The organism is Plantactinospora sp. GCM10030261, from assembly GCF_042666615.1.
GTDB lineage: Bacteria > Actinomycetota > Actinomycetes > Mycobacteriales > Micromonosporaceae > KBS50.
Window position 1 is genome coordinate 33,828 of sequence record NZ_JBHTDD010000022.1, and the last position, 26,762, is coordinate 60,589.

Annotated in this window: 17 protein-coding genes and 1 riboswitch; of the genes, 5 read left to right on the forward strand and 12 right to left on the reverse strand. The window is 70.0% G+C overall.

The genetic code is table 11. The features are described from left to right. Window positions 1-157 precede the first annotated feature (157 nt). Window positions 158-1,645, forward strand: a complete 1,488-nt coding sequence (locus ACFQUZ_RS23370) for an MFS transporter (RefSeq protein WP_377445864.1) — start codon at window positions 158-160, stop codon at window positions 1,643-1,645. A gap of 218 nt (window positions 1,646-1,863) precedes the next feature. Here ACFQUZ_RS23370 and ACFQUZ_RS23375 read toward each other — a convergent pair whose 3' ends face one another. The 4 genes from ACFQUZ_RS23375 to ACFQUZ_RS23390 all read right to left on the reverse strand — a co-directional run bounded on the left by ACFQUZ_RS23375 (window position 1,864) and on the right by ACFQUZ_RS23390 (window position 7,430). Beyond that, window positions 1,864-2,478 carry a hypothetical protein gene (locus ACFQUZ_RS23375; RefSeq protein ID WP_377445865.1) on the reverse strand — a complete coding sequence of 205 codons (615 nt, stop codon included), beginning with the start codon at window positions 2,476-2,478 and terminating at the stop codon, window positions 1,864-1,866. A gap of 149 nt (window positions 2,479-2,627) precedes the next feature. After that, window positions 2,628-4,361 (reverse strand): bifunctional metallophosphatase/5'-nucleotidase, encoded by a 1,734-nt coding sequence (locus tag ACFQUZ_RS23380; protein ID WP_377445964.1) that lies wholly within the window; start codon window positions 4,359-4,361, stop codon window positions 2,628-2,630. 416 nt (window positions 4,362-4,777) lie between these two features. After that, complete coding sequence (locus ACFQUZ_RS23385; protein WP_377445866.1) at window positions 4,778-6,268, reverse strand: right-handed parallel beta-helix repeat-containing protein; 1,491 nt, start codon at window positions 6,266-6,268, stop codon at window positions 4,778-4,780. Window positions 6,269-6,410: 142 nt separating this feature from the next. Continuing rightward, window positions 6,411-7,430 carry a coiled-coil domain-containing protein gene (locus ACFQUZ_RS23390; protein ID WP_377445868.1) on the reverse strand — a complete coding sequence of 340 codons (1,020 nt, stop codon included), beginning with the start codon at window positions 7,428-7,430 and terminating at the stop codon, window positions 6,411-6,413. A gap of 10 nt (window positions 7,431-7,440) precedes the next feature. Beyond that, window positions 7,441-7,572, reverse strand: a riboswitch (cyclic di-AMP (ydaO/yuaA leader). A gap of 241 nt (window positions 7,573-7,813) precedes the next feature. Here ACFQUZ_RS23390 and ACFQUZ_RS23395 point away from each other — a divergent pair. After that, entirely contained in the window at window positions 7,814-8,653 is an 840-nt protein-coding gene (locus ACFQUZ_RS23395) for an alpha/beta fold hydrolase (protein ID WP_377445869.1), read from the forward strand. A gap of 61 nt (window positions 8,654-8,714) precedes the next feature. Here ACFQUZ_RS23395 and ACFQUZ_RS23400 read toward each other — a convergent pair whose 3' ends face one another. The 3 genes from ACFQUZ_RS23400 to ACFQUZ_RS23410 all read right to left on the reverse strand — a co-directional run bounded on the left by ACFQUZ_RS23400 (window position 8,715) and on the right by ACFQUZ_RS23410 (window position 12,124). After that, window positions 8,715-9,662: a carbohydrate ABC transporter permease gene (locus ACFQUZ_RS23400; protein ID WP_377445870.1), complete on the reverse strand. Its 948-nt coding sequence runs from the start codon at window positions 9,660-9,662 to the stop codon at window positions 8,715-8,717. Then, window positions 9,659-10,627, reverse strand: coding sequence for a carbohydrate ABC transporter permease (locus tag ACFQUZ_RS23405; protein ID WP_377445872.1), 969 nt, complete (start codon window positions 10,625-10,627; stop codon window positions 9,659-9,661). The genes ACFQUZ_RS23400 and ACFQUZ_RS23405 overlap by 4 nt, the downstream gene beginning before the upstream one ends. A gap of 123 nt (window positions 10,628-10,750) precedes the next feature. Further along, window positions 10,751-12,124, reverse strand: coding sequence for an ABC transporter substrate-binding protein (locus ACFQUZ_RS23410; protein WP_377445873.1), 1,374 nt, complete (start codon window positions 12,122-12,124; stop codon window positions 10,751-10,753). Between the two features lie 232 nt (window positions 12,125-12,356). On the opposite strand from ACFQUZ_RS23410, the gene ACFQUZ_RS23415 reads away from it, so the two are divergent. Continuing rightward, the gene (locus tag ACFQUZ_RS23415) at window positions 12,357-14,906 is read left to right on the forward strand and encodes a hypothetical protein (protein ID WP_377445874.1); all 2,550 of its coding nucleotides are present in this window, start codon (window positions 12,357-12,359) and stop codon (window positions 14,904-14,906) included. A 186-nt stretch (window positions 14,907-15,092) separates the two neighbouring features. On the opposite strand, the gene ACFQUZ_RS23420 is transcribed toward ACFQUZ_RS23415, so the two are convergent. Continuing rightward, on the reverse strand, window positions 15,093-18,122 hold the full coding sequence (locus tag ACFQUZ_RS23420) for an alpha-mannosidase (protein WP_377445875.1): 3,030 nt from the start codon (window positions 18,120-18,122) through the stop codon (window positions 15,093-15,095). A 190-nt stretch (window positions 18,123-18,312) separates the two neighbouring features. Here ACFQUZ_RS23420 and ACFQUZ_RS23425 point away from each other — a divergent pair, with 190 nt between their 5' ends. Together ACFQUZ_RS23425 and ACFQUZ_RS23430 are read left to right on the forward strand one after the other, a co-directional pair. Next, window positions 18,313-20,241 (forward strand): hypothetical protein, encoded by a 1,929-nt coding sequence (locus tag ACFQUZ_RS23425; protein WP_377445877.1) that lies wholly within the window; start codon window positions 18,313-18,315, stop codon window positions 20,239-20,241. A gap of 36 nt (window positions 20,242-20,277) precedes the next feature. Then, entirely contained in the window at window positions 20,278-20,832 is a 555-nt protein-coding gene (locus ACFQUZ_RS23430; RefSeq protein WP_377445878.1) for a Uma2 family endonuclease, read from the forward strand. A gap of 105 nt (window positions 20,833-20,937) precedes the next feature. Here ACFQUZ_RS23430 and ACFQUZ_RS23435 read toward each other — a convergent pair whose 3' ends face one another. The 4 genes from ACFQUZ_RS23435 to ACFQUZ_RS23450 form a co-directional block, all read right to left on the reverse strand. Then, window positions 20,938-23,841 carry an alpha-mannosidase gene (locus tag ACFQUZ_RS23435; RefSeq protein ID WP_377445879.1) on the reverse strand — a complete coding sequence of 968 codons (2,904 nt, stop codon included), beginning with the start codon at window positions 23,839-23,841 and terminating at the stop codon, window positions 20,938-20,940. Continuing rightward, window positions 23,838-24,419 carry an SIS domain-containing protein gene (locus tag ACFQUZ_RS23440; protein ID WP_377445881.1) on the reverse strand — a complete coding sequence of 194 codons (582 nt, stop codon included), beginning with the start codon at window positions 24,417-24,419 and terminating at the stop codon, window positions 23,838-23,840. Before ACFQUZ_RS23440 ends, ACFQUZ_RS23435 begins: the two co-directional genes overlap by 4 nt. Beyond that, window positions 24,412-25,491, reverse strand: coding sequence for an ROK family protein (locus ACFQUZ_RS23445; RefSeq protein ID WP_377445883.1), 1,080 nt, complete (start codon window positions 25,489-25,491; stop codon window positions 24,412-24,414). The genes ACFQUZ_RS23440 and ACFQUZ_RS23445 overlap by 8 nt, the downstream gene beginning before the upstream one ends. Window positions 25,492-25,706: 215 nt before the next feature. After that, the gene (locus tag ACFQUZ_RS23450; RefSeq protein ID WP_377445885.1) at window positions 25,707-26,753 is read right to left on the reverse strand and encodes a LacI family DNA-binding transcriptional regulator; all 1,047 of its coding nucleotides are present in this window, start codon (window positions 26,751-26,753) and stop codon (window positions 25,707-25,709) included. Between the last annotated feature and the right edge of the window lie 9 nt (window positions 26,754-26,762).

Genomic DNA, 26,762 nt, shown 5'->3' on the forward strand with positions numbered 1-26,762 from the left:
CGCGTGCCCGCTGCCGGTGTCGACGCCGCGTGTCGTCGACGCCGCTTCACTGTGGCTGACGTCACCCTCGGCAGGCCCGCGCGGGACCGCGGGTTGTCGATTCCGCATCCGGTTGTTCGTCGGGTGGTTGGACGACGAACCTGGAGGAGAAGCCGCGATGACCACGACGCGAGTGACCAGAGCGACCCGGCCCTGGATCGGATTGGCCGTGCTCGCCCTGCCCACCCTGCTGCTGTCCCTGGACGTGAGCGTCCTCTACCTGGCCCTACCGCAGCTCAGCGCCGACCTCGGGGCGGACGCCACCGAACAGTTGTGGATCCTCGACATCTACTCCTTCATGCTGGCCGGGTTCCTGGTGACGATGGGCGCGCTCGGCGATCGGATCGGCCGCCGCCGACTGTTGCTGATCGGCGCGGCGGCCTTCGGCGCGGCCTCGATCGTCGCCGCGTACGCCAGCAGTCCGGTCCTGCTGATCGCGGCTCGTGCCCTGCTCGGCGTGGCCGGTGCCACGCTCATGCCCTCGACGATGGCGCTGATCCGCAACATGTTCACCGATCCGAAACAGATGGGCCTCGCGATCGGGGTCTGGTTCAGCTGCTTCATGGGAGGAATGACGCTCGGCCCGCTCGTCGGCGGGCTGTTGCTGGAGCACTTCTGGTGGGGCTCGGCGTTCCTGCTCGGCGTACCGTTCATGGTGTTGCTGCTGATCACCGGGCCGGTTCTGCTGCCCGAATACCGTCCGGAGCGGGCCGAGCGCATCGATCTGATCAGCGTGGCGATGTCGCTGGCCGCGATCCTGCCGGTCATCTACGGCCTTAAGTCCCTCGCCCGGGACGGTTGGGCGCCGTTGCCGATCGCGGCGGTCCTGGCCGGCATCGCGATCGGGGCCGCCTTCGTCCGTCGCCAGCGGACGATCGCCGACCCGCTGCTCGACCTCGGCCTGTTCGCCAACCGGACGTTCAGCACCGCATTGGGGATCATGCTCCTCGGCGGGGTGGTGATGGCCGGGCTGACCTTGCTGTCCACGGTCTATCTGCAGAACGTCGCCGGGCTGTCCCCGATCGAGGCCGGTGTGCGACTCATCCCGCAGAACGTGGCGATGGTGCTCGGATCGATGCTCGCCCCGGTCCTCGCCCGGAAGCTGGCCGCCGGCACGGTGACCGCGCTCGGGTTGACGCTGTCCGGGGGCGGTCTGCTGGTCGTCACCCAGGTCGACACCGCGAGGAGCGGACTGCTCGTGGTCGGGCTGGTCCTCGCCTCGGCGGGCATATCCTTCCCGATGGCGCTGACCATGAACCTCATGCTGGCCTCGGCGCCCCCGGAGAAGGCGGGCTCGGCGGCGTCCGTGTCCGAGACCAGCGGTGAGTTCGGCGTCGCGGTCGGGATCGCGTCCCTGGGCAGCCTCAGCACCCTGGTCTACCGGTCGGTCATCGAGCTGCCCGCCGGTACGCCCGCTCAGGCGGCCGAGGCCGCCCGGAGCAGCCTGACGGCGGCCATCGTGCACGCCGGTCACCTGCCGGGTGTACTGCCGGCCGCGCGGGAGGCGTTCACCAGCGGGCTCAACGTGGTGGGCGTGGTCGGCGCGGTCGTGTTCCTCGGCCTGGCCCTGGTCGCCGTCATCACGCTGCGCAACCGCCCCGCGTGAGCGGAGGGGCCCCTTGTTATCGCTTTCTCGATCACAAGGGGCCCCTGGTAACCGGACGACAGGGCGGTCAGCGTGACGATCCGTAGTGCCGGCGGGTGACTATCGTCGAGGCTGGACGGCGACGACGGTGTACGGCGTTGTCGCGGTAGGCGGCGTGGTGAACCTCGCGTTGGGCAGGGCGCCGGGCGCCGCGTTTGCGACGGCCGGCGGCTGGCCCGTTACGCCTTGCCGAGCTGGGGAGCCCGCTCCAACACCAACGCGTTGAGGGCGACGGCCCCGTCGAGCCGCTCCTGCGCCGAGATCTCGCTCAGCAGCGAGTCGAGACTCGTCCTCACGATGAGCCGACCCCGCCGGGAAACCACGTATGCCTGCTCCTCACCATCGAGGTAGGCGATGCTCTGGTCGGCGCCGGTGACCACGTTCTCCTTTCCCGACTTGGCCGACGAGGACGAGGTCGAGTCCGCATAGAGCAGCCGAGCCTCGTCGTCCGTCTTGCCGAGCGCCAAACCCATCCGGTCGTCGAGCGAGTAGTTGCACCCGATCCCGTTCACCTCGGCGTTCACCTGGAAGGGCAGGGTCTCGACCTTGCCCGTGATGACCTTGTACTTCGCGAAGTCGTCACCAGTGAGAAGCCCGCACATCTTCTCGTCGATGACGCCGTCCGTGGCCTGCGGCCAGCCCGTGGGGCCGGCCGCGGTGGCCGGACTTTCCCCGGCCCCGCGCTGCGCCACGGTCGGGTCGTCCGACGAGTCGGAGTTCCCGCAGGCGGTCAGCCCGACGGCACCGGCGCACAGCAGCGCCACCATGTTGATACGACTTGTGGATCGACGCACGTCGACTCTCCCCGTTACCTTGATGATGGTCGGCCCTACCCGCAGCGGTGCTCAGCGTAGTGCCTTGGTCACCAGAAGGGACGGTCGACCTGCCGCCGGGAAGAGCCCCGTCGCCGCGCGAGCGAAAGGGACCCTTCCCGGCGAATGGATCAGGCGGCCGGGAGCTCCGCCGTGGTGCGGATGCGGTCCAGCGCCGGCGCCGACACCGGGGACTGCGCCTTCAGGTACGCCACCAAGGCGTCCAGGTCGATCATTCCGGTCACCGGGTTGGTGCCGACGGTCAGCGTGCTGAACCCGTCACCACCACCGGCGAGGAAGTTGTTCACCGTGATGCGGTACGTCGCGGCCGGGTCGACGACCGTGCCGCCGATGGTGAGGCTGCCCCGGACCACCCGGGTGCCGGCACACGGGTCACCGGCCGGCGCCGTGCTGCCGGCCTGGTCGAAGACGTAGTTGACAGTCGACGACTGGTACAGCGTCTTGCCCACCGTGAACTGCTGCTCCAGGACGCAGTAGAGCTGGGCGCCGGTCAGGTCGAGGGTGGTGAGGTTGTTGGCGAACGGCTGCACCGTGAACGCCTCCTCGTAGGTCACCGGACCCGCGTCCAGGTCGGCCCGCACCCCACCCGGGTTCATCAAGGCGGCGACCGCCCCGGTCTCGTCGTCGGTCGCGGCGAGCTGCGCGTCGGCGATCAGGTTGCCCAACGCGGACTCGCCGCAGATGCCGGTGCCGGCCGGCGGGCATTCACCGAGCAGGGACTCCTGGGTCCGGGTGATCGGTTCGGTGGTGGTGCCGACGACCTCGCCGGCGATCGGGCCGAGCGCCTCCCGGTAGCGGGCGATGAGCTTGGTCTGCTTTGGGTCCGCCGCCTGGTCGCGGGTGACGATGGTGTTGTCGGCAGAGGCGGTCAGCACGTCACCGGTCCGCCGGTCGATCGACAGGTCGATGTCCGTGACCAGCCGACCGCTGGAGGCGGCGCTGGTGACCAACTTGTTGTTGATGACGCAGTTGTACGCCTGGTGGGTGTGCCCGCTGACCACCACGTCGATCGTGTCCGACATCCGGTTGGTGATGTCGACGACCGGACCACCGAACCCGCTACAGCCGTTGACGTTCCACGCGTCGGCGCCGCTCTGCGCACCGCCCTCGTGCAGCAGGACGACGATGGCTTCGACACCCTTGCGGCGCAGTTCCGCGGCGTACCGGTTGGCGGTTTCTGCCTCGTCGGCGAAGTCGAGCCCGGCCACCCCCTCCTGGCTGACGATGTCCTTGGTGCCTTCGAGCGTCATGCCGATGAAGCCGATCTTGACGCCCTGCACCTTGTGGATGGCGTACGGCGGGAGCAGCGGCCGGCCGGTCTCGGTGACGAAGGCGTTCGCCGAGAGGTACTGGAAGCCGGCGCCCCGGTACGGGGTGCCGTCCGCGCAGCCGTCCACCGGGTGGCAGCCGCCGTTCTGGATGCGCAGCAACTCGGCGGCGCCCTCATCGAACTCGTGGTTGCCGACGCTGGCGTAGTCCAACCCGGCGAGCGACAGTGCCTCGATCGTCGGCTCGTCGTGGAACGCGGCGGACAGCAGCGGGGAGGCGCCGATCAGGTCACCGGCGGCCACGGTGATCGTGTTGTGCTTCTTCTGCTCCGCGGCCAGCTCCTTGAGCTGGGTGGCGAGGTATTCGACGCCACCGGCGTTCACCTTCGTGCCCGCGGCGTCGGTCTGGATCTGACCTCCGCTGCCGCCCGGCGGCTCCAGCGCGCCGTGGAAGTCGTTGATGGCCAGCAACTGGACGTTTACCGGCTTCGGTCGGGCGTCCGGCTGTTCCGGGGCGGCCGCCGTGCCGAACGCGACTGTGGCGAGGGCGGCGAGGCCGATACCGGCTCTGCGCATAGCGAGTCTGGACATGGAACTCCTCGTGGGATCGGTGTCGGGTCGTGACATCGACGGGGGGATGGGCGGCGGCGCCACAGGCGGGTGGCGGAGGCCGCGTTCGTCGCCGGCCGGGAGCAACAGGCTGGATGAATGGACGGCCGCGTCTTGACCTGCGGGAGATGATAGCCGCGAGCGGCCGCTCCTTCGATGGGTGAGGCGGCCGTGCGGGTCCGGCACCGCCAGGTCCCGCCGCCGGCCGCATGGACGATCGGGACATCGCTCTCGGCGGACCCGGCCAACCCAGGTCGCGGGTCAGCTACCTCGATGCCATCCAGGTAGGACCATGGGAGCCGCAGCTATCGGCAGCACTGCCATTGACCAGAGTCGTCGCTCACGGCTCCGCGCCCTACGACACACGGCCTCGGCCCGTGTGGTCAGAGCGGAACATTGTCTGCGAGGACCGCATTGGTGCCCCCGTTGCGCACGCCGCCGGTGCCGAGGGCGCGCCACCGCGTTCCGGTCACCGTCATCCCGGCGCCACCGGTGATGTCGACCGCGTACTTCGCGGTTCCGTACGCGGTGTTGTCGCGCGCCACGACCCGGTTCGAGTTGGTGATCTGTAGCGCGTTGTACGCGTTGGGAGAACCAGTTCCGGCGTCTTGGAGAAGATTGCCGGACACCTCGATGACGTCCACCCCTCGCAGCAGTATCGCCTCCCGCTTAGGTCGGTAGATCCGGTTGCCGATGATCCTCGACGCTTCGACGTTCTCGATCAGCATGCCGAGTGGAGCCGTACCGTTGATCTGTAAATCATTGTTGGCCACGGTGATGCCGGTGGTCTGGGCGGAGCCCGCGTCGCTGACCTGGATGCCGTACTCACCCGGGCTGACGATCGTGTTGCCGGTGACCACCACCCCGATGATCAGGGCGGTACCGGTGCTGCTGTCGATCCGCACGCCACCGACTCGCGGTGCGTGGAAGGTGTTTCCACTGATGGTGATGCTGCCGGTCGGCGCGTCGCCGACGAAGACGCCGTTCCTGCCGCCGGAGGTGTTGTTGTTCGCGATCGTCAGCCGGTGACAGCCCCAGCCGTCGACGCAGTTGTCTCCGAACCCGACGATGGTGTTGCCCTGGATGGTCGAGTCGCGGGCGTACCGGTTGGAAATGCCCTGCGACTCGACAGGCGGTGGGCTGGACCCGGTGATGGTGTTGCCCCGGCACGTGTAGTACCGAATCCCGGGGCTTTCCTGGTCACCACGGAAGTAGACGCCCCAGTCACACTCCAACATCTGGTTGTCGAGCACCGCGCAGAAATCGGCGTCCGCGACGAAGACCGTACAGTTGAACGGGCTGGCCACGGCCGAGCCGTGCCCGCACCGACGCATTACTGAGCCCACGACTCGGGTGTGGTGCGCACCGGGCTGAATACTCACCGCACAGCCGGCGATGTCGGTGAACGAGCACCGGTCGACCGTACTGCCGGCCGCGCTGCCCTCGACGATCACGGCCAGGCCGCTCGCCTGACCGTTACCGTCGAAGACCAGGCCGCGTACGGTGTGGCCCGCACCCCGCAACCGCATGAGGTTGACGGCGGCGCCGGCCTTGACGGTGGCGCCGCTCGCACTGATCACCTGAGGTGCCGCCTGGGCGACGAGCAGCGTGCCGGTGACCAGGTAGGTGCTTTCTGGGCCGCCGAAGTCGACGCCTCGGTTGGCCGCCAGGCAGGCGTTTACCGCAGCGGTGTCGTCCGCGACGCCGTCGCCGACGGCGCCGTAGTCTCGCGGCGAGGCGGCCGGCGTCGCGGCGAGGGCTGACGTCGTCGTGGGGGCCGCGGCGGCCGGGGCACCCGACCCGGCGATGACGCTGCCGAACGCCACCGGTGTGCCGTACAGCAATGTCCGCCTGGTTACCTGCTGACTTTCCATGACCCCTCCCCCGAATGTCGGAATCGGGGCGGATCATAACCGATCAATGGCTTGGGTTCGGGGCGGCCCGCCAGGCCCCGGCGCGCGAAACGGCCCTCGGCGGGATTCGCCGAGGGCCGTTCGGTCGTGCGGATCGGTGCCGCTAGAGCATCGACATGTGTACGTGATCGGTATGGTCCGACGGGCCGCTGTAGGAACTCCAACCGGTGGTCGGGAACCAGATCTGCTTGTACCAGATGATGTAGTAGATGCCGAGCCGGTCGGCGTTGCGGACCAGGAACGCGGCCAGGTTGTTCCCGTACCGCCGCTGGTCGGTGTTCTGTGCCGAGACGAACCCGGACTTGACGAGCGACCAGTCGCAGGCGCGGCCCTTCGGGTGTTCGAACGGGCCGCCGGAGCGGTGACAGCCGACAAAGCGGGTGAAGCCGGCCTTGCGCGTCTCGTGGTACGCGTTCAGGGTGCGGCCGGTGACGCAGCCGGAGGTGGTCGGGTCGTTCTTGTTGCAGGACTCGCTGGGCCAGCCGCCGTCGGAGTCCCGGGGCGCGGCCTTGGCCACCGGCGAGGTGGAGGCGACGCCGACATCGCGGATCGACCGGTTGCCGCCGAGCAGCTTGAACGCCTTGTCGGCCTCCTGCTTCTGCTTGGCCATCACGTTGGTCTGTCGCTGCTGCTCCGCGATCTGGACATCGATCAAAATCTTGGCCTGGGTGGCGCGGTTACGGGCGTCGTTCAGCGCGCCGATCTTGCTGTCGTTGACCAGGTTGACCTCGTGTAGCCGGGCGGCGCGGTCGACGAAGGTGTCCGACGACGCGCTGTTGAGCAGCATCGCCGCACCGCCCAGTCGACCGGTCCGGTAGGACGAGGCGGCGATCGTTCCCACCTCGGGCATCAGCCGGTCGATCTCACCCTGGGCCCGGGTCATCTCGGTGGTCAGCTGCTGCTGACGCTGCTTCGACTTGTCCAGCTTCCCCTTCGCCTGGACGAACGCTCGGTTCGTGGACTCCAGCCAGTCGCTGAGCAGGGGTGGTGGCTTCTGCGTCTCTCCGTGACCATCCGGTGCCGGAGCGTCCGGGTCTGCTGCGGCTGGGGCGGGGGTGGCCAGGACGGCGATCGCCGCCACTGCTCCGACGATCGGGGCCAACCAGCGGTGTCGGCGCGGCATCGTTGCTGTCTGTTCCTTCCGTCAACCGCCGACCGGGTTAGCTGACGGGCGCGGGGCGGAAGTGGCCCCTACCGCTGTCGCGGATTAGCCCCAGGTGCTCGGGTCCCCGGCTCGCCTCGCGGCGATTGGGCGGCGGCACCGCAGGCGCCAGGCGCGCCAGAGGCGGTGACCGATTCGCGAATTTACCTCATCGGAGCAGCCGCGATCCAGCGCATGTGCCCAGTTCGATCGTCCTTTCCGGAGGGTTTCACGGTATGCGGTCGTCACCTGTCGCTGGGTGGCCGGACCGGCTCCGGAAGGCCGGCGGAAGTATCCCGACGTAACCGTCCGAATACCGAACAGCTGACCGGTCGTTGGTCAGCTGGACCGGCTAACCTCGGACAGTGATCGAGACCGACATCACGGTGGAGGACGGGCACCGGCTCCACGTCTACGACACAGGCGCCGGACCGGACCGCCGGCTGGCCGTCTTCTGGCACCATGGCACCCCGAACATCGGGGCACCCCCGGAGCCGCTCTTCGCCACCGCCGCGGACCTGGGCATCCGTTGGGTGTCCTACGACCGGCCCGGCTACGGTGGATCGACCCGCCGGCCCGGCCGCGACGTGGCGTCCGCCGCCGGTCACGTCCGGGCCGTCGCCGACGCGCTGGGCATCGACCGGTTCGCGGTGATGGGCCACTCAGGGGGTGGCCCACACGCGTTGGCCTGCGCCGCGTTGCTTCCCGATCGTGTGCTCGGCGCGGTCAGCATGGCGGGGCTGGCCCCGTACGACGCCGAAGGGCTGGACTGGTTCGCGGGCATGGTGCCCTCCGGGGTGGCATCCCTGCGGGCCGCCGCCGAAGGTCGGGCGGCCAAGGAGGCCTACGAACTCTCGGGCGTCGAGTACGACCCGGAGTTCACCGCCGCGGATCACGCTGCCCTCGCCGACGAGTGGTCCTGGCTGATCAGCGTCGTGAACCCGGCGCTGGCGAACGGTCCTGGCGGACTGGTCGACGACGACATCGCCTACGTAACCTCGTGGGGCTTCGACCCGGCCCGGACGACCGGCCCGCTCCTGCTCCTGTACGGCGACCGGGACCGGGTGGTGCCGCGGGCGCACGGCGACTGGTTGGCGCGCCGGTGTGCCGCCGCCGAGTTTCGGACGACGCCAGACGACGGACACGTCTCGATCCTGGCCTCCGACGCGGCGAGGGCGCTGCACTGGCTCCGGGAACGCGCTTGAGCGCGAGGCAGGCCCTCAGCCAGGCGCTAACTGCTCTGCCTGAGGGGCCCAACCTTCGCACTCAGCCCTTGCGGCCCTGGGTGGCCACTCCCTCGATGAAGTAGCGCTGGCCGAAGCTGAACAGCAGGAGCATTGGCAGCGTCACGAGCAACGAGGCGACCATGACGTACTGGTAGTCGCCCTGGCCGCCGGCCGTCGGGCTGTACTTCGTCATGGCGTACGCGATGCCCAGCGGCGCGGTGAAGTCCTCGACCGATCCGGCGTTGAGGTAGATCAGCGCGCCCTGGAAGTTGTTCCACGCCGCCTGGAACTCGAACAGGAACACGATGATGAACGACGGGATGGACAGCGGCATGGCGATCCGCCAGAACAACTGCCAGTAGCTAGACCCGTCCATCCGGGCCGCCTCGAACAACTCCCGGGGCAGGCCGAGGTAGAACTGGCGTTGCAGGAAGATGTAGAAGGCGGAGCCGAACAGGTTGGCCCCGAACAGCGGCACCCAGGTGCCGAGGAAGCCGGTCTCCTTCCAGATCAGGTACATCGGGATCATCGTCACCGAGGCCGGCAGCATCATGGTGCCGAGGACCAGCCCGAACAGGATGTTGCGGCCGGGGAACCGGAAGTACGCGAACCCGAAGGCCACCACCGAGCTGGAGATCGAGACCGCCGCGGCGGCGAGTAGCGCGATCGCGACGCTGTTGAACATCCAGTTCAGCAGCGGCAGTTGATTCCAGATCTCGACGTAGTTGTCGAAGCGCCACGTTCGCGGAATGAGGGAGTTGTCGAACACCTGGCTCGCCGGCTTGAGGCTCGCCGCGATCAACCAGACCAGCGGATACAGGAACAACGCCGCGAAGCCGACGAGCAGCGCCGTCAGCAGGATTCGGCCGACGGTCCACTTCGTCGGCGGCGGCTGTGGCTCGACCGCCTTCTCGGTGGGTGCGGCGTCGACCGCCTCGGCCAGCGCGGGAGCCGGTGGGGGTGCGGTGCTGGGGCCGATTGTCGTCATGACCGGTCTCCCTCGTAGTACACGAAGCGGTTGCCGACCTTGACCTGGATGAAGGTCAGGATCATCAGGATGACGAAGAGCAGCCACGCCATCGCCGCCGCGAAGCCGAAGTTGAACTGCCGGAACGCCTCCTGGAACAGGTAGACCGCGTAGAACAGCGACGCCTCCGGCGCCGCGTTGTTCTGGTCCCGCCAGAACAGCAGGTATGCCTGGTCGAACACCTGGAAAGCCGCGATGGTCAGGATGATGACGTTGAAGAACATCGCGCCGGAGATCATCGGAAGGGTGATCGTGAAGAACTTCCGGACCGGCCCCGCCCCGTCCAGCGAGGCGACCTCGTAGAGGTCCTTGGGGACGGTCTTGAGGGCGGCCAGGAAGATGACCATCGTGCCGCTGACTCCCCAGAGCGTCATCAGCACGATCGACGGCTTCACCCAGGTCGGATCCACGAGCCACTGCGGCCCGTCGATCCCGAAGAACCGGAGGCCCTGGTTGATGGCGCCGGTGTTGCCGTTGAGCAGCAGGAAGAAGATTGCCGCGGTGGCCACCATCGGAGTCATCTTCGGCAGGTAGTAGACGGTGCGGAAGAACCCGGCGCCACGTCCGACCCGGTTGAGCAGCATCGCCAGGAAGAGCGCGAAGCAGATCTCCAGCGGCACCGCCAGCACCGCGTAGAAGAGCGTGTTACCCAGCGACGCGGCGACCTTGGGGTTGTCCAGCAAAGCCTGGTAATTGTTGGTCCCGGCCGGCTTGATGACGTTCGTCGCCAGGTTGTACCGGCTGAATGAGATGATCAAGCTGTAGATCATCGTCCCGGCGGTGAAGATCAGGAATCCGATGATCCACGGCGAGATGAAGAGGTAGCCGGCCAACGCTTCCCGGCGGTTGTACTTTCTCTTCCTGACCGGTCGAGTCGCCTTGCTGGCGGGGGAGCCGGTGTCAGGCGATGCGACGGTACTTGTCATCCAACGCCTCCATCATGTGCTGGTGCCGGAGGACCCGCGGTAGGGGGTGTCCGGAACTGGCTGTGGCGGGCCTTCGCGCTATGCGAGGACCCGCCACGCCCGGGGGTGAAACGCTGGATCGGATCAGCCGCCAGCCACAGTGTTGTACGCGTTCATCGCGGCGGTCTGCGCGTCCGCCAGAGCCTGCTGCGCGGGCTTGTTGCCGAGCAGCGTGGCGCTTACCGCGTTCAGCATCTCCTGGGTGATCTGCTGACCGGCCGGTGACGAGCCGACGGGCTTGCCCTTGTCGACAACCTCGTAGTACGTGGCGATCACCTTGTCGAAGTCCGCGTTGCCGCTGGGCTTGACGTACTTCTCCCGGATGGCCTTGTCGGCGGCCGGCGAGCCGGTGAACAGTCCGGTGTTAATTGACTTCTTCTGCTCGACCGTCTGGGCCCGCGCCTCCGCGGCGGCGTCCCAGGAGCCCTGCTCGGTAAGCGCCAGCGCCCACTTGCAGCCGGCCGCCGGGTTCTTGGCCTTCGTGGGGATGACGAACGCGGTGCCGCCGCCGGCCACCGTGATCGGATTGCCGCTCTTGTCCTTGAACGGCACGGCGCTCAGCTTGACCTGGTCCTTGAACGGCGAGAGGACGTTCGGGTACCACTGGGCGTCCACCTCGGCCCCGACCTGGTTGGCGACGAACTGGTTCTTCTCGCCGAACTTGTCGAACGAGTCGACGAAGCTCTTCACCTTGGCGAACCCGCCCTGCGCATCGGTGATCTTCTTGAGCAGTTCCAGCGCGGCGACGTTGTTCGGGTCATCGAGAGTGGGCTTGCCGCTCTCGTCGGCGATCCGGCCGCCCTGGCCCGCGATCCACAGGTTGATCTGCCCGGTGGCCTCCGGGTTGAGGCCGAGCGTGGCCGGGACGTCGCCGTTCGCCTTGTACATCTTGCCGATGGCGGTGAGCAGTTTCTCCGGGTTGGAGGTGTCGATGTCGGCTTCCTGTACCCCGGCGGCCTCCATGACGGCCCGGTTCAGGATGAGGGCCGGCGGCTGGTAGAACTGCGGCACTCCCCAGATCTTGTCCTGGTACGTCACGTCGGGGAGCACCGAGTCGGTGTACCACCGCTCCTTGGGGTCGACCTTGTTGCCCTCGAAGCACTTGTCAAGCGGCATGATGAGGTCCTGCGCCGCGTAGGTGAGCACCTGGTTGCGGTCCATCTGCACCACGTCGGGGACGCTTCCGCTGGCGAGGCGGGTGGTGAACTTCTGCGCGTCGAAGTTCGTCTGGTCCGCTTCCAGCGTGACGCCATCGAGCTGCTTAGCGGCGTAGTCGAGCCGGGCCTTGCCCACGTCGTCGGCGTTGTTGAAACCCCAGTAGCTCATCGTGCCGGACGGCTTGGCCGCGTAATCCGCGTCATCGCCGCCACCGGACTCGTCTGACGAACCGCAGGCGGTTGTCGCAACAAGCGCGGCGGCGACGCCCGCGGCTACGAAGGCCGCTCGCCTCTTTCTCATCGGTGTCCCTTCGACGGCATCAGGGCCGGCGAAGCCGACCCCCTAAGAGATAAGACCAGGTAGCACATGGAATCCGTACCAGGCCGGACCGTATCGGAAGGTGAGACCGGACACAAGAGCTGAATGTTTCAGTTAGATGTCGTAGCAGGTCAGGAGGGGGGTGGGGGTTGCCAGGGCGGCCAATGTGGAGTTGGATCAGGCATGGAAACGATGCCACATCTCAGGGGGATGCGTGCCATCCATTGGCGAGATCCTGCTCATCGGACATACCCACCACGACGTCGGTTACACGAACAGCCCGCGCATCATCGATGACCAGCACAAACGCGTGGTCGGAGAGGTGTTGCGACTGTGCGCCGGCCACCCCGGACCCGGGCCCGCCCGGTTCCGGTGGACCTTCGAGGTGGCCCGGCCGGTCCTGCGATTCCTCGCCGAGGCCGGCGATGCGGAGGTGGACGAGCTGCGGCGGCTGGCCACCGATGGAGTCGTGTCGGTCACCGGCGGTTACCTCAACATGACGCAGCTCCCGTCAGATGCCGAGTTCGGCGCCGCGTACGACGCGATCGGCACCCTGCGGGAAGCCGGCCTACCGGTGCGCACCCAACAGCACGGCGACGTGAACGGGATCGCCTGGGGCACCGTGGACGCGATGCGCCGCGCCGGCATGTCCCGCCTCGTCATGGCGCTGAATCCGGACCACGGCCGGGCGCCGTTCGAGCAGCCCACCGGCTTCTGGTGGGAGGGCCCCAGCGGCGACCGGATCTTCGTCTGGCTCTCCACGCACTACGGCTTCGGCGAGGAGTGGGGAATCGTCGACGGCGACGTCGTCACCGCCGAGCGAAACATCGCGGAGTTCGTCAAGCGGCTGGAGGCGCGCGAGGACTACCCGTACGACGTGGCGGTGGTCCACGCCGGCAACGACAACCGCTGGCCAACCGCGCGATTCCTCGACGTGGTGCGGCACTGGAACGCCGTACCCGGAAATCCGCCGATGCGGACCGCGACCATCGACGAGGCGCTCGACCTGCTGGTACCGCAGGCCGAGCGGGCCGGCGTCCCGGTCGTACGCGGTGAATGGTCCGACTGGTGGTCGCACGGCCACGGGTCGACGGCGCGCGAGGTGGCCGTCTACCGGGAGGCCCGGTCCTTCGCCCGGGCCGCCCAGACGAGCCTCGGCTTGGCATTGCTGCGCGGCGACGGTGACCTGGCCCTCGCCCACGTCCTCGGCTACCGGCGCGGACCGGCGCTGCTCCGCGACGAGCGGGAGGCGGTCGCCGACCTGGCGCGGGTCGACGAGGATCTGCTGCTCTTCGCCGAACACACCTGGGGATCGTGGGAGACCTACTCGAAGCCGCACTCGACGTTCAGCCACTCGCACTGGAACGCCAAGGCGGCGTTCGCCTACCAGGCCTACGACCGAGCCCGGGACCTGGCCATCGAGGGAATGTTCCGGCTTGCCGCGAGTGGGTCCGAGGCCGCGAGTGGGCGCGGGGTCGCGAGTGGGTCCGAGGCCGTGAGTGGGTCCGAGGTCGCGAGTGGGTCCGAGGCCGCGGTGCCGGCCAGCGGCGTCCTGGTGGTCAACCCGACCGAGCGGGAGCGGATCGAACCCGTCGAGGTCGAACTCGACGGCGCCCGGCGCGGCCGGCTGGTGGCCCGGGTACCCGCCTTCGGCGTCGCGCTGCTGGCCACCCCCGAACCGCCGCGCCGGCGCCCAGGCCGCGAGGTCACCATGGGCACGTACCGGGCCGTGGTCGACCCTGCCCGCGGCGGGGTGGTTTCCCTGGTGGACCTGCGTGGCGGCCGGGAGCTGGTCGACCGGGCAATGTCGTACGGGCTCGGCGCGGTCATCATGGAGACGGTTCCCGCCTACTCCGATCACCCGATGGTGGTGCGCTCGCCCAAGGACTTCCACCCGGACTATCCCGGGCCCGACTTCGACCGGCTGACGGCCACCGGAGACGACGAACCCGAAATCACCGAAACGGTCGATCTCGCGACGATCACCTGGCGGGTCGCCGCGCCGGGACTTCCCGCGGCGACCGCGACGCTCACCCTGCACCGCGATGTCGACGCCGTCGACCTTGACGTCCACGTGGTCAAGCCCTCGGTGCTGGCCCCGGAGAGCATCTTCGTCGCGTTCCCGTTCGATGTGCCCGATCCGACGTTCCTGCTGGAGACGGCCGGTGCGGTCTACGCGGCCGAGACGGAACAACTCCCGGACACCAGCAAGGACTGGTACTCCATCCAGCACGCGATCGGCGTCACGAACGACCGGCACGGCATCCTCTGGGGCAGCTTCGACGCCCCGCTGGTGCAGGTCGGAGGCTTGCACACCGGGAAGTGGGCGCGCCGTCTCGCGGTGGCCGGTGGCCAGGTCAACAGCTGGCTGATGAACAACCTGCACTTCACCAACTTCCAGGCCAGCCAGGACGGCACCCGGCGCTACCGGTACCGGTTCGCCGCCGCCGGCTCCGCGGTCACCCGCGAGCAGGTCCGGGTGTACGGCCGGAACCTGCTCGAACCGCTCCAGGCCCGGCAGTACGCCGGCCCGGTCACTGTCGACGGTGGCGGCACCGGGCTGCGGGTGGAGCCCGCCGACCGGTTGCTCGCCGAGGTCCGCCCGGTGGGCGGTGGGGTTGTCCGGGTGCGGCTGCGCAACGTCGGTGCGGAACCGGTGGCGGCGACGGTGAGCTGGGACGGCCCCGGGGTGACCGGCGGCGACCAGGTCACCGTCGACGGTCACGGTGTCGCTGACGTGCTGCTGCGCCGCGTGGTGCGCTGATCCCGCGCCCGTCCGGCGTCAACGGCACCGCTGGAGACGGCCCACCCCGGCCCCCTGTCCCCGTTGATCTTGCACTTCGGGCCTCGGCTAATCGGGAGTAAGGCCGCAAAAGAGGGGCCGAAACTGCAAGATCGCGGCGAGGAGGGGCCGAGGGCGGGGGCGCGCGAGGGGAGGGGGAGGAAGAGGTCAGGCCGGTCGCAGTCGCAGGGTGACCACCTGGAACGGCGCCAGCGAGAGGTCCACCGAGGCCCCGTCGACGGAGATCGGGGCCAGCGCCGCCACCTCGTCGTCCGGGCGCTCCAGCAGGTCCCGGACGCTGACCTCGGCGACCTCGAACGACGCGGTGAGCCGGGTGCGGGCCCGACCGCCGAGCGACTCGTACAGCCGGACCACCACGTCCCCGGACCGGTCGTCGGCCAGCTTCACCGCCTCCACCACCACGGCCGGGTTGCTCACCTCGATAAGCGGTTCCACCGGCGCCGCCCCGGTCAGCCGGCGGACGGGCAGGTTGGCCCGGTAACCCTCGCGTACCGCGTCGGCGATCTCCGCGCCGCAGACCAGCGCGTACGCGAAGCGGTGCCGGCCCCGGTCGGTGTCCGGGTCGGGGTAACGCGGTCCGCGCAGCAGCGACAGCCGTACGGTGGTCGGCTGCGCCCCGAGCGCGTCACCGGGCGGCCGGCGGGTCACGTCGTGCCCGTACGTGCCGTCGTTGACCAGTGCCACGCCGTAGCCCGGCTCGCCGACGTGTAGCCAGCGGTGCGCGCAGATCTCGAACCGCGCCGCGTCCCACGACGTGTTCGTGTGCGTCGGCCGCTGGACGTGGCCGAACTGGATCTCCGAGCTGGAGTGCGCGGCCTGCACGTCGACCGGGAAAGCGACCTTGAGCAGGGTCTCCCGCTCGTTCCAGTCCACCTCCGCGCCGAACCGCACCACCCGCTCGCCGGCGGCCAGCGAGATGGTCTGGGTGTACGTCGAGTCGCGGTCCTCGCGGGTCACCCGAACCCGGGCCACCCGGGGATCGTCCGCCTCGACCACAAGCTTGACCACCCCGGTCAGGTCCCGGCGCCGGCGCCGGTAGAACTCCTCGATGTCCCACGCGTCGAATTCGTTCGGGGTGTCCGGGTGGAGCTGGAGCAGGTTTGCCGCGCTACCGGGCGGGAGCACCTCCCGGTCGGCGACCAGGTCGCGGATGGCGGTGACCGTTCCGTCCACCCCGACGCGGACCCGGAGCAGCCCGTTGTCCAGTGTGGTGCCGTCGTCGTCGGTCCGCACCGCGACGTCAGGCGCTTCGGCCGCCGCGTCCGGAGACACCCCGAGCGCCGGTACGCCGTCCCGCGCGTGCGGCGCGGCGTTGGCGGTCAACGGGATCGAACCCGGGCCGGACAGGGCGACAAGCGCCGCCTCGATCACGGTATCCAGGCGGTTTGCCAGCTTCGCGTACGCCTGCCGGGCCTCGCGGTGCACCCAGGCGATCGAGCTGCCGGGCAGGATGTCGTGGAACTGCATGAGCAGCGTTTCCTGCCAGATCGCGGCCAGTTCGTCGTACGGGTACGGGTGACCGGATTGCACCGCGGCGGCGGTGCACCACAGCTCGGCCTCGCGGAGCAGGTGCTCGGTGCGGCGGTTGCCGCGCTTCATCGCGGACTGGCTGGTGTAGGTGCCCCGGTGGTATTCGAGGTACATCTCACCGCTCCACACCGGGGCGTCTGGGTACTCCCGTTCCGCCTCGGTGAAGAAGTCGGCCGGGGTCCGGATCGCGACCTTGGGCGAACCCTCCAGGTCGGCCACCCGCTTCGCCGTCTCCAGCATCTCCCGGGTCGGGCCGCCGCCACCGTCGCCGTAGCCGAACGGGAGCAGCGACACCGAGGACCGGCCGTGCTCGGCGAAGTTGCTCACCCCGTACGCCAGCTCCTTGCCGGACAGTTCGGAGCTGTAGGTGTCGGCGGGCGGGAAGTGGGTGAAGATCCGGCTGCCGTCGATGCCCTCCCACCAGAACGTGTGGTGCGGGAACTGGTTGGTCTGGTTCCAGGACATCTTCTGGGTGAGGAACCAGCGGAATCCGGCCAGCCGGGCGAGCTGGGGCAGGGCGGCCGTGTAGCCGAACGAGTCGGGGAGCCAGACCTCGCGCGGCTCGACCCCGAACTCCTCGGCGAAGAAGCGCTTGCCCTCGGTGAACTGACGGACCATCGCCTCGCCGCCCGGCATGTTGGTGTCCGACTCCACCCACATGCCGCCGACCGGGAGGAACTGGCCCGAGGCCACCTTCTCCGCGACCCGCTGGTACACCTTCGGGTGGTGTTCGCGCAGCCACGCGTACTGCTGCGCAGAGGAGCAGGCGAAGATCAGCTCGGGGTACTCGTCGGCCAGGGCCACGACGTTGGAGAAGGTCCGGGAGCACTTGCGGATGGTTTCGCGTACCGGCCAGAGCCACGCGGAGTCGATGTGCGCGTGGCCCACGGCGGTGATCCGGTGGGCGCTGGGGACGGCCGGGGAGGCGAGCGCGTCGGCGAGCCGGGCCCGCGCGGCGGCCGCGCCGCCGGATATGTCGGCGACGTCCAGTTCGTCGAACATCAGCTCGATCGCCCGGCGGATCTCGTGGTGCCGCGGGTCGGTCTCGGCCAGCGTCAGGGCGAGTTGGTGCAGCACCTGTACGTCCAGGACGAGCGCGTGCACCTCCTCGTCGAGCACCGCGAGTTCGGCCCGGTCCAGCCGGTAGAGCGGCCGGTCGGGGAGGGTGTCCGGATCGCCGAGCGGGGTGACCGTGCCGTCGAACCGGGGGTTGGCGGCGGCCTCGACGTACACGTCGACCCGCTCGCCGCCGCTGGCCGGCCGAGCGACCGGCACGTACGCCGTGCGGGGTTCGATGCCCTTGATTGGCGTCCCGTCGGGGGTGTAGGCGAGGCCCTCGGACCGGAACCCCGGACCGGCCCGCTCGAAGCCCAGGTCGACGAGGAGTTCCACCCGCCCGCCGCGCATCCGCTCCGGCACCTCACCGGTGAACCGGAACCAGGTGGTGCTCCAGGCTCGTCCCCATGGCTGGCCCACCTGGAAGGGGGCGTATGCCAGGGACAGTCCCTCGCTCGCCGGCACGGGCTCGCCGGGGAGGTGCGCGGCCTCGACGTGGACGGGTTCCACGTCCCGATAGAGCGCCGGCAGGAGACGTTGATTGACGGTCCGTTCGATCCGCAGGGTCAGGTTGGCCAGTGACCGGTGCATCCGGCAGCTCCGCGAGGGTGGGGGGATGAGAGGTTTGTGTGGGATCGTGGCCATCTACGCAATCACAGCTTCATGACCGTGTCAACGCTTCGAATGGTGCCACCTCTCGCTCGTAGCAGGCCACTTCCGGTACGTTGAGCAAACACATTCTGGCATCGATCCCATAAGGTTCGGAAGGCGACGTTCACAGGTGTACCCCCCCACCGGAACCATTGAGATCATCCATGCCGACGGGCGCGTCGAGCCGCCCGGAACCGGGCCGTTCACGGTCGACGTCGACTGGGCGCCGCCGTCCGGTACCGGTCGCCGGAACGTCCGGCTGAGCGTGCGCTACCGGGGCGAGCGGGAGGTCACCGCGGCCATCCGCTTCCGGATCGGCCTCGCCGCCGGGCCGGACCAGCCCTGGTGGCTGATCCCGGGCGTCTTCTACGGCGAGAACCGGCCGGTCGACTGCCTGCGGATCTTTCCCCGGTTCGCGGTCGGCGCCAGCGGATCGGCCGACCACGCCGCCATGATCAGCGACCACTGGGAGTTCCGGGCCGACCGGGCGGCCACCCCGGCGGTGTTCGGCTGGGCCGGGCCCGGCGGCGTGGCCCTGCTCGTCGACGAGACCACCGACCTCGGCATGACCGGCCTCGGCTTCGGTCACGACGCCGCGACCGGCCAGGGCAGCGTGTGGGTGACCTTCCCGTTCCGGGAGGGGCCGGTCAGCTACGGCGGCTCCGCGACCCCACGGCCGGCGGAGACCACCGCCCACCCCTGGCGCCCCGGCGAACTCGTCCACCTCGACGTCGCCGTCCACGACCTGACCGACGACCGGCACGGCTACGCCGCCGTACTCCGGGAGGAGCACGCGCGGCACGCGGCCCGCGCGCCGCTGCGGCCCTGGGTCGACGTCGCCGAGGCCGCCGCGTTGGCGGCCGACGGGCTGCGTCGATGGCACTACGCCGAGCCCGGCGTGCTGCTGGAGACCGTCGGCTTCGACCGGGAACTCAGCGGCCAGGACCACCGCCCGGTCGACCGCCAGGCCATGCACGTCGGCTGGCTCAGCGGCATCCCCTGGGCGTATGCCCTGCTCGCCCACGGCCGGCGGGTCGACGCGCCGGACCACGTGGCCGCCGCCTGCGACGTCATCGACTTCGTCTGCGCCGACCTGGCCCCCTCGGGCACCTTCTGGGGCACCTGGTACCGCGACCGGGGCTGGTCGCAGAGCTGGTCACCGATCCCGCACACGCTGCACTCCCGGACCCTCGCCGAGGCGACGCAGTTCCTCGTCCGCGCCCTGGAACTGGGTGACGACCTGCGCGCCACGCGACCCGACTGGGTGCGGGCCGTCCGGTCGAACCTGGACGCCGTGGTCGCCCGGCAGCGACCGGACGGCAACCTCGGCGCCGCCCACCACGCGCTCACCGGCGAGGTGCTGTCCTGGACCGGAAGCGCCGGCCTGGCCTGGGTGGGCGCGCTCGCCGAGGCGGACCGGTGGGACGGGCCGGACGGTGCCGACGGTGGCTACCTGGCCGCCGCCGTGCGGGCCGGCGAGTTCTACGCCGCCGACGTGCTGAGCGAGTTCCTGTACGGCGCGCCCGAGGACGTCGACCTGGCGCCCACCTCCGAGGACGGGTACGTCGCGGTGATGGCGTACCTGGCGCTCTACCGCCGGACGGGCGAGCCGCGGTGGCTGGACCTGGCCCGGCGGGCCGCCGACTGGACACTCACCTTCCGGTACAGCTACAACACCACGTTCCCACCGGGGACCCTGCTGGACACGTACCGGTTCGCCACCCGGGGTGCCGACAACGCCTCCCCGTCCAACCAGCACCTGCACGCGTACGGGCTGATCTGCACGGCCGAGCTGGCCGAACTCTCCGCCGCCTGCGGCGACCCGCACTACGTCGAGCGGGCTCGGGAAACGCTCGCCTGCTTCCGCCAGTTCATCGCACGCTTCGACGGCGACTTCAACGCGTACCGGGGCATGGTGAGCGAGCGGTACTACCAGACCGCCTGCTTCCAGCCGAAGGGCATGCTGCTGACGCTGTCGCACGCGTGGAGCGTCGGGGTGCTGCTGCTGGCCTGCGAGCAGGCCCTCGCCGATCCCACCCTGCTGGACACCAGTTCCTAGCCGGCAGGTCGGACTGGCGTTGCTAGGCTCGGTTCCATGACCCGGCCCGCGCTCGCCTACCACTGGAGCCAGAGCGAATTCGTGCGCGCATGGGAGGCCGGAGCCTTCGACCGCCGGGTGGAACTCGTCGAAGGAGAGATCTGGCCAGTGGTGATCGGTTCGTGGCACGGTGACACGGTCGGCCAGCTACTGGCGATGCTGCCGCGATCCGGCGTGCGGGTGACGACATCCACCCTGCCGACCGGGGAGTCGCTGCCCGACCCCGACTGCTGGGTACGCCGGGCAGACGCGGATCCGGTCGGGTCGGTCGGCTCCCGGCTGTCGATCTGGGCCGCCGCTGACGTGCTGCTGGTCATCGAGGTCTCCGATGACACCACCATCCAGGACCTCAACGTCAAGGCCAAGCTCTATGGTCGGGCCGGCTACCCGGCCTACTGGGTCGTCACCCAGGAAGCGATCTACGAACACACCGGGCCGATCTCGACCGGCTACCGGACCCGTGTCGAGTATCGCCGCGGCGAGCGCATTCCCATCCCGTACGTCGACGTCGACCTCGCCGTCGACGACATGGTCGCTCACCACGACGCCTGAGTAGGTGCCTCGGCACCGATCGGCCCGGCGATCCGGTCGGATGGTACGGAGCGGGTGATCGGCCGCGACGGGGCCTGCCCCGCCGCGACCCGAATCTTCCGTGCGTCAGTCGTCGCTGGCGCGGCGGCGCTGGCCGGGGGCCATCCGCTCGGCCGGCATCGTGGCGTCCGACGCGTTGCGGCCCGACTCGGAAACCCGGTCCGGCTCGGCCGCGGACCCTCCGGCCGGCGCCGCCAGCATCGTCGATGTATCGATGGCGGCGCGTGGACCCTCGTCCAGGTCCCACTCGATCAGGTCGAGTTCCCGGACCTCGCCACCGTCGCGGGGCACCCGGAAGGTGCGGAGCTGGCTCGGCCCGAAGTCGGTCTCGATCACCCGACCCAGCAGGGGCAGCTCGATCCGGGCCCGACCCGGCCGGCCGGTACTCTCCACGGCCCGCACCACCAGATCCGGCGTTTCGCCGCCGTCCTCGTGGCCCTTGACCGCGGTGACCAGCACCTGGCCGCCACCGTCGGACAGGTAGCTCTGCCGCGCCGGCAGCGTGCCCGGGTGGAAGCTCTCCAGCATGGCCCGCACCGGCGCGCCCAGCTCGGCGGCCCGACGCGACAGGCCCGCGGCCCGACGGTCGCCGCCGTGTGGCACGAGCAGGTAACGGAACGACTGGATGCCCTGATCCTGGTACGAGTAGAAGCCGTCCGGATCGAGCTGTCGCGGGTCGTGCCAGGAGTACACGGGACTGCGTACGGCGGTGATGCCGATGCTCGGGGTGTCCCCGCCCGGCTCTCCTGGCGAGACGTCGTACCCGTGCTTGGCGTTGTTGACCACCGCGAGGCCGGCGGGTCGGCCGGCCACCGTCCCGGTGATGTCCACCCAGGACTGGGCCGGGTTCTCGCCGCCGTCGACGGGCTGCTCGATCGACCCGAACGGGATCTCGTACGTCGACACCGGGTCGGCCACGGCCGTCGGGAAGCAGAGCTTGAGCAGGTGCGCCCGCTCCCGCCAGTCGAGGGTCACCCGCACCTCGACCTGGTCGTCGCGGTGCCCCAGGATGAACTCCTCCACCATCGTGGACCGGTGCCACTCGCGTTCGACCCGGAGCCGGGCGCGCAGCGGCCCGGTTTCCCGCAGGACGATCCGGGTGGTCGTCATCGGCGCGCCGGGCCAGCGGTAGGAGACGACCCGGTGTCCCCAGGTGTCGGTCGGGTCCTGGCAGATCTGGGTGTGCTCGCCCCGGGCGCCGGCGACCACGTCCACCCCGGTCCGCTTGTCCAGCAGCGAGACGAGCCAGCCGGTCTCCGGGTCGAGTTCGACCCGGAGCAGGTCGTTCTCCAGCACCGTTTCGGTCGCGTGCAGCGTGCCGGCCGGCCGCTCGCCGGCCGCCCAGGCCGACCCGGCCGGTGCGGTGGTCTCGGCGGCACCGGCGGTCGCCGACCCGGCCGGCGCGGCGGTCTCGGCAGCACCGACCGGCGCGGCGCCTGCGGCAGCACCGGCGGTTTCGGCCGGCGCGGCACCGGACCGCAGCCGGTAGAGCCGGTAGCCCAGGGCCGGTACGTCCGCCTCGAACACGGTCGCGCCGCGGTTCCGGTCGTCCGTGGTGGCCACCGACTGGGTGCGCTGGGAGAGGGCCAACCGGCCGTCGGCGTCCACCACGTGTACGCCGGTGGGCTGGGCACCGTACTGCACCTCGACGTGGGTCGTCACCGGCCACGGGTGCGGATTGAACACCAGCACCGGCTGGGTGCCCTCGACAAGTGGAATGTCGACGTGCCGGGCGATCACGTTGTGCGTCCGCGTGATGATCCGCTTGGCGATGGCCACCGCCTCGCCGAGCTGGTCCCGCGCGTCGTCGTACGCGCTCTCGATCGCGGAACCCGGCAGCACGTCGTGGAACTGGTTGAACAGGATCTGCTTCCAGGCCCGCCCCAGGTCCGCGGTCGGGTAGTCGAGCCCGAAGAGCGTGGACCCGATCACTCCCCACCGCTCGGCGGACAGGATGGCCGCCTGTGCCCGGCGCTGCCAGAGCTTGATGCCGGAGTGCGCCGAGTAGCAGCCGGGCGCGTGCATCTGCAGGTCGTCGCGCCACACCGGCAGCTTGGCCAGCCCGTCGTCGCCCTGGTTCTTGGCGAACTCGTCGAAGTATCGGCCCGGTGACGAGATCACCATGCGTCCGAACGAACCCATCCGGTCGTACCGGTGGATGGACTCGATGTTGGCCCGGGTGGGTCCGCCACCGTGGTTACCCACGCCAAAGTAGATCATCATGTCGCCCAGGTCGTGGTCGAGCACGCCGAGCGACTTGTCGGTCTGCCCGGCGATGTCGCCGGGCGGGCTGCAGTACTCGAACGGGATCCGGTAGGCCAGCACCCGCGATCCGTCCGGTGACTCCCACCAGAACGCGGTCCCGGTGAGGCTGGACTCGTGCGGGCCCGGCCGCAGGAAGCAGTACGCGTGCATGCCCTGGCCGCGCAGGATCTGCGGCAGCATGCCGTTGTGCCCGAACGGGTCGACGTTCATCCCGACGGTGGCGGTGACCCCGAACCTGTCTTTGAGATAGCGCTGGCCGTACAGGCCCTGCCGGACGAACGACTCACCGGAGGGCATGTTGCAGTCCGGCTCGACCCACCAGCCGCCCACCATCTGCCAGCGTCCTTCCGCCACCCGCTCACGGATCCGGGCGAAAAGCTCCGGATCGGACTCCTCCACCCAGGTCAGCAGGACTATCTGGTTGCAGGTGAAGACGAAGTCGGGGTACTCGTCCATCCGGTGGATCGCGGACCAGAACGTCGCCCGCGCCTCCTGGTAACCCTCCTGCCACGGCCACAGCCACACCGGGTCGAGGTGTGCGTTCCCGATCATGTGCAGGGTGCGGTCCGGGGTGGCGGCGGGACGGTCGGCGGGGCGCAGCTCCGCAGGCTGGTCCCCGGACGGAGCGTTGGAGACCGGTGCCTCCGGCCGCTGCCGAGGCACCCGCCCAGCGCTGCCGATCCGGTCCTCGGTGTGTCCGGTCACGGGGTGGGCTCCTCTCCCGCGGCCCAGGCGTCGACCATCTCACTGATCACGTGCAGCATCAGCGTGTGCATCTCCTGGATCCGCTGGGTGCTCTTGGACGGGACGAGCAACGCCCGGTCGGCGTGGATCCGGGCCGGACCCCCGTCGCCGCCAGCGAACAGCAGGGTCGTGGCGCCCTTCGCCTGCGCCGCGGCGAGCGCCGCGACCACGTTGGACGACCGCCCCGAGGTGGTGAACGCGACCACCACGTCACCCGGCCGGGCCAGCGCCTCCACCTGGCGGGAGAAGACATCGGCGTACTGGTAGTCGTTGGCGATGCAGGTCATCGCGCTGGCGTCGGTGCTCAGGGTGACCGCCGGCAGTGGTCGCCGGTCCCGCTTGTAGCGGCCGATCAGCTCGCCGGTGAGGTGCTGGGCGTCGGCCGCGCTGCCGCCGTTGCCGAACGTAAAGACGGTGCCGCCGTTCGCGAGCCGGTCCCGGACCAGCGTCCCGACCTCCCTGATCTCGTCGGACAGGGTGGCCGTCGCCTCGGCGACGGCCAGGTGCTCGCCCAGTTGGGTCGTCAACCAGTCAGACATGTGCCCGTTCCACCTCAAGATTCTGGTCAGGCCGTCCGGTGCGTCCACCGCCGGACGGGTTGAGATCGGGGGATCCGTCGAGGGTCGCGCCGGTCAACAGGTCGTAGCCGATCGCTCCGGCACCCACGACACAGACCAGGTCGCCGAGGTCGGCGAGGACGACCCGCGCGGCGCGGGCCGCGGGCGCCATGGCCTCCCGGGCGACGAGGTCGCGGACCGGGTCGAGCAGCATGGCACCCGAACGGGTGACGCCGCCGCCGAGGACGACCAGATCGGGCTCGAAGACGTTCACGAGGTCGGTCACCGCCGCGCCGAGCAGGTCGATCGTCTCGGCCCAGATCCGCACCGCCAGCGGATCGCCGGCCACCGCCGCCGCGGAGACGTCCGCCGCGGTCAGGGTCGGCACCGCGGCCAACGACGACGGGGCGCCGCCCGCCAGCGCCTCCCGGGCGCGCTGTGCGATGGAGGTGCCCGAGGCGTACGCCTCGACGCATCCGCGTCGCCCACAACTGCAGAGCCGGCCGCCCCGGTGGACGGTCAGGTGCCCGAACTCGCCGCCGTTGCCGGCCGACCCCCGGTGCAGCTGGCCGTTGATGATCGCACCGCCACCGACGCCTGTCGACACGGTGAGGTAGAGCATCGTGTCGGTCCCGCGGCCGGCGCCGAACCGGTACTCGGCGATGGCGGCCACGGTGGCGTCGTTCTGTAGCGCGAACGGGACCCCGAAAGCGTCCGCGGCCAGCGGACCGATCGGCACGTCGAGCCAACCGGGCAGGTGCGGGGGACCGAGCAACCGTCCGGACGGCACGTCCAGCGGGCCGCCGCAGGCGATGCCCACGGCCCGGACCGGAACCGTCCCGGCCAGATCGATGGCGCGCCGGCCCATGTCGAACAGGCGACGGGTCACCACTCGCCAGCCGTCCTCGCGGCGGGTCGGTTCCACCAGGAGACCGTGGGCCGCACCGTCGGCCGTCACCACGGCCACCGCCAGTTTCGTGCCGCCGATGTCGAGGGCCAGGACCGGCCCCGGATCGCCGTCGGGCGGCGGGGCGGACGGTTCAGGGTCGGTCATGCGAGTCCTCTCGGTCGGCCCTGCGCCGGTGGGGGGAGGGTGTCTCCGTCATGGCGCCGGTCCGCGGGTCAGGAGAAGTGAGACCATCTATGGGATCGATCCCAGACAGAGCCTATGAGGCACCCCGAATGCCGTCAAGTGACAGCCGACCGGATGGTCCACGGTGCGCCCGAGCCGCCCAGCCACGGCCCGGCCTGCGAAGATGCCGGCTCGGCTCAGCCCGCCGGCGGCGGTGCGGTCGAGCCGCGCGATGCCACCCTGGCCGACAACAGCACAGTCCGCACGGGTGCGAGCGGTGCCTGGATGCGTTCGAAGAGTTGCGAGATGGCGGCCTCCCCGAGGGCGACCGGGTCCTGGGCGACCGCGGTCACCCCCGGCCGGACCAGACTCATCCATGACACGTCGTCGAACGACACCAGGCTCAGCTGCCCGGGGATCGACAGGCTCAACTCGGCCGACGCCCGCCAGACGGCCTCGGCCAGCACGTTGTTCGCGGCGAACACGGCCGTCGGCGGCTCCGACCGGCTGAGCAGCTTGTGCGCCTCGATCCGGGCGGCCTCGACGTCCCACCCGGCGGTCACCACGAGCGAGTCGTCGAACGGCACGCCGGCAGTGGTGAACGCCGCCCGGTAGCCGGCGAGCCGGTCCCGGCCGGTGGTCCAGTGCATCTCGTCGATCACCAGGGCGATCCGGCGATGTCCCAGCTCCAGGAGTTGGGTGGTGACCCTGCGGGCCGCGCTCTCGTTGTCGACGACCACCGCGTCGCAGGCGCCGGCGGCGAACTGCCGGTCGACCTCCACCACCGGAATCCGTTGCCGGGCCAGGTAGGTGCTGATCTCGGCCGAAACGGGCGTCACGATCACGCCGGCGACCCGGAGCGCGACGAACGCCTCGGCCGCCTCCGCCTCCACCTCCGGCGACCCGCCGTCGTCGGCCAGCATCATCGTGTACTGCCGTTTGCGGGCCTGTTGGCTGATGCCGGCCGCGAGCCCGGCGTAGAACGGGTTGTTCAGGTCCGAGACCAGGACGCCGATCGACTGGCTGGCCTGTTGCCGCAGGTGGCGGGCCGTCGCGTCGGCCACATACCCGAGCCCGCGAGCCACCTCGCGCACCCGGTCCCGCACCGCCGGAGCCACGTAACCGCGGCCGGTCAACGCCCGGGACGCCGTCGACCGGGACACCCCGGCCGCGTCGGCGACCTCCCGTATCGTCGCCCGGCGCGGCGGGTACACCTCGTCGGGTGCCACCGGCCCACTCTTCATTCGGCCACC

Excerpts from the sequence above, each read along its gene's own strand:
- ACFQUZ_RS23370 (WP_377445864.1), top strand. The coding sequence starts at position 158 with ATGACCACGACGCGAGTGACCAGAGCGACCCGGCCCTGGATCGGATTG.
- ACFQUZ_RS23380 (WP_377445964.1), bottom strand. The coding sequence starts at position 4,361 with ATGCGCAGAGCCGGTATCGGCCTCGCCGCCCTCGCCACAGTCGCGTTC.
- ACFQUZ_RS23385 (WP_377445866.1), bottom strand. The coding sequence starts at position 6,268 with ATGGAAAGTCAGCAGGTAACCAGGCGGACATTGCTGTACGGCACACCG.
- ACFQUZ_RS23390 (WP_377445868.1), bottom strand. The coding sequence starts at position 7,430 with ATGCCGCGCCGACACCGCTGGTTGGCCCCGATCGTCGGAGCAGTGGCG.
- ACFQUZ_RS23400 (WP_377445870.1), bottom strand. The coding sequence starts at position 9,662 with ATGACGACAATCGGCCCCAGCACCGCACCCCCACCGGCTCCCGCGCTG.
- ACFQUZ_RS23405 (WP_377445872.1), bottom strand. The coding sequence starts at position 10,627 with ATGACAAGTACCGTCGCATCGCCTGACACCGGCTCCCCCGCCAGCAAG.
- ACFQUZ_RS23410 (WP_377445873.1), bottom strand. The coding sequence starts at position 12,124 with ATGAGAAAGAGGCGAGCGGCCTTCGTAGCCGCGGGCGTCGCCGCCGCG.
- ACFQUZ_RS23420 (WP_377445875.1), bottom strand. The coding sequence starts at position 18,122 with ATGCACCGGTCACTGGCCAACCTGACCCTGCGGATCGAACGGACCGTC.
- ACFQUZ_RS23430 (WP_377445878.1), top strand. The coding sequence starts at position 20,278 with ATGACCCGGCCCGCGCTCGCCTACCACTGGAGCCAGAGCGAATTCGTG.
- ACFQUZ_RS23440 (WP_377445881.1), bottom strand. The coding sequence starts at position 24,419 with ATGTCTGACTGGTTGACGACCCAACTGGGCGAGCACCTGGCCGTCGCC.
- ACFQUZ_RS23445 (WP_377445883.1), bottom strand. The coding sequence starts at position 25,491 with ATGACCGACCCTGAACCGTCCGCCCCGCCGCCCGACGGCGATCCGGGG.
- ACFQUZ_RS23450 (WP_377445885.1), bottom strand. The coding sequence starts at position 26,753 with ATGAAGAGTGGGCCGGTGGCACCCGACGAGGTGTACCCGCCGCGCCGG.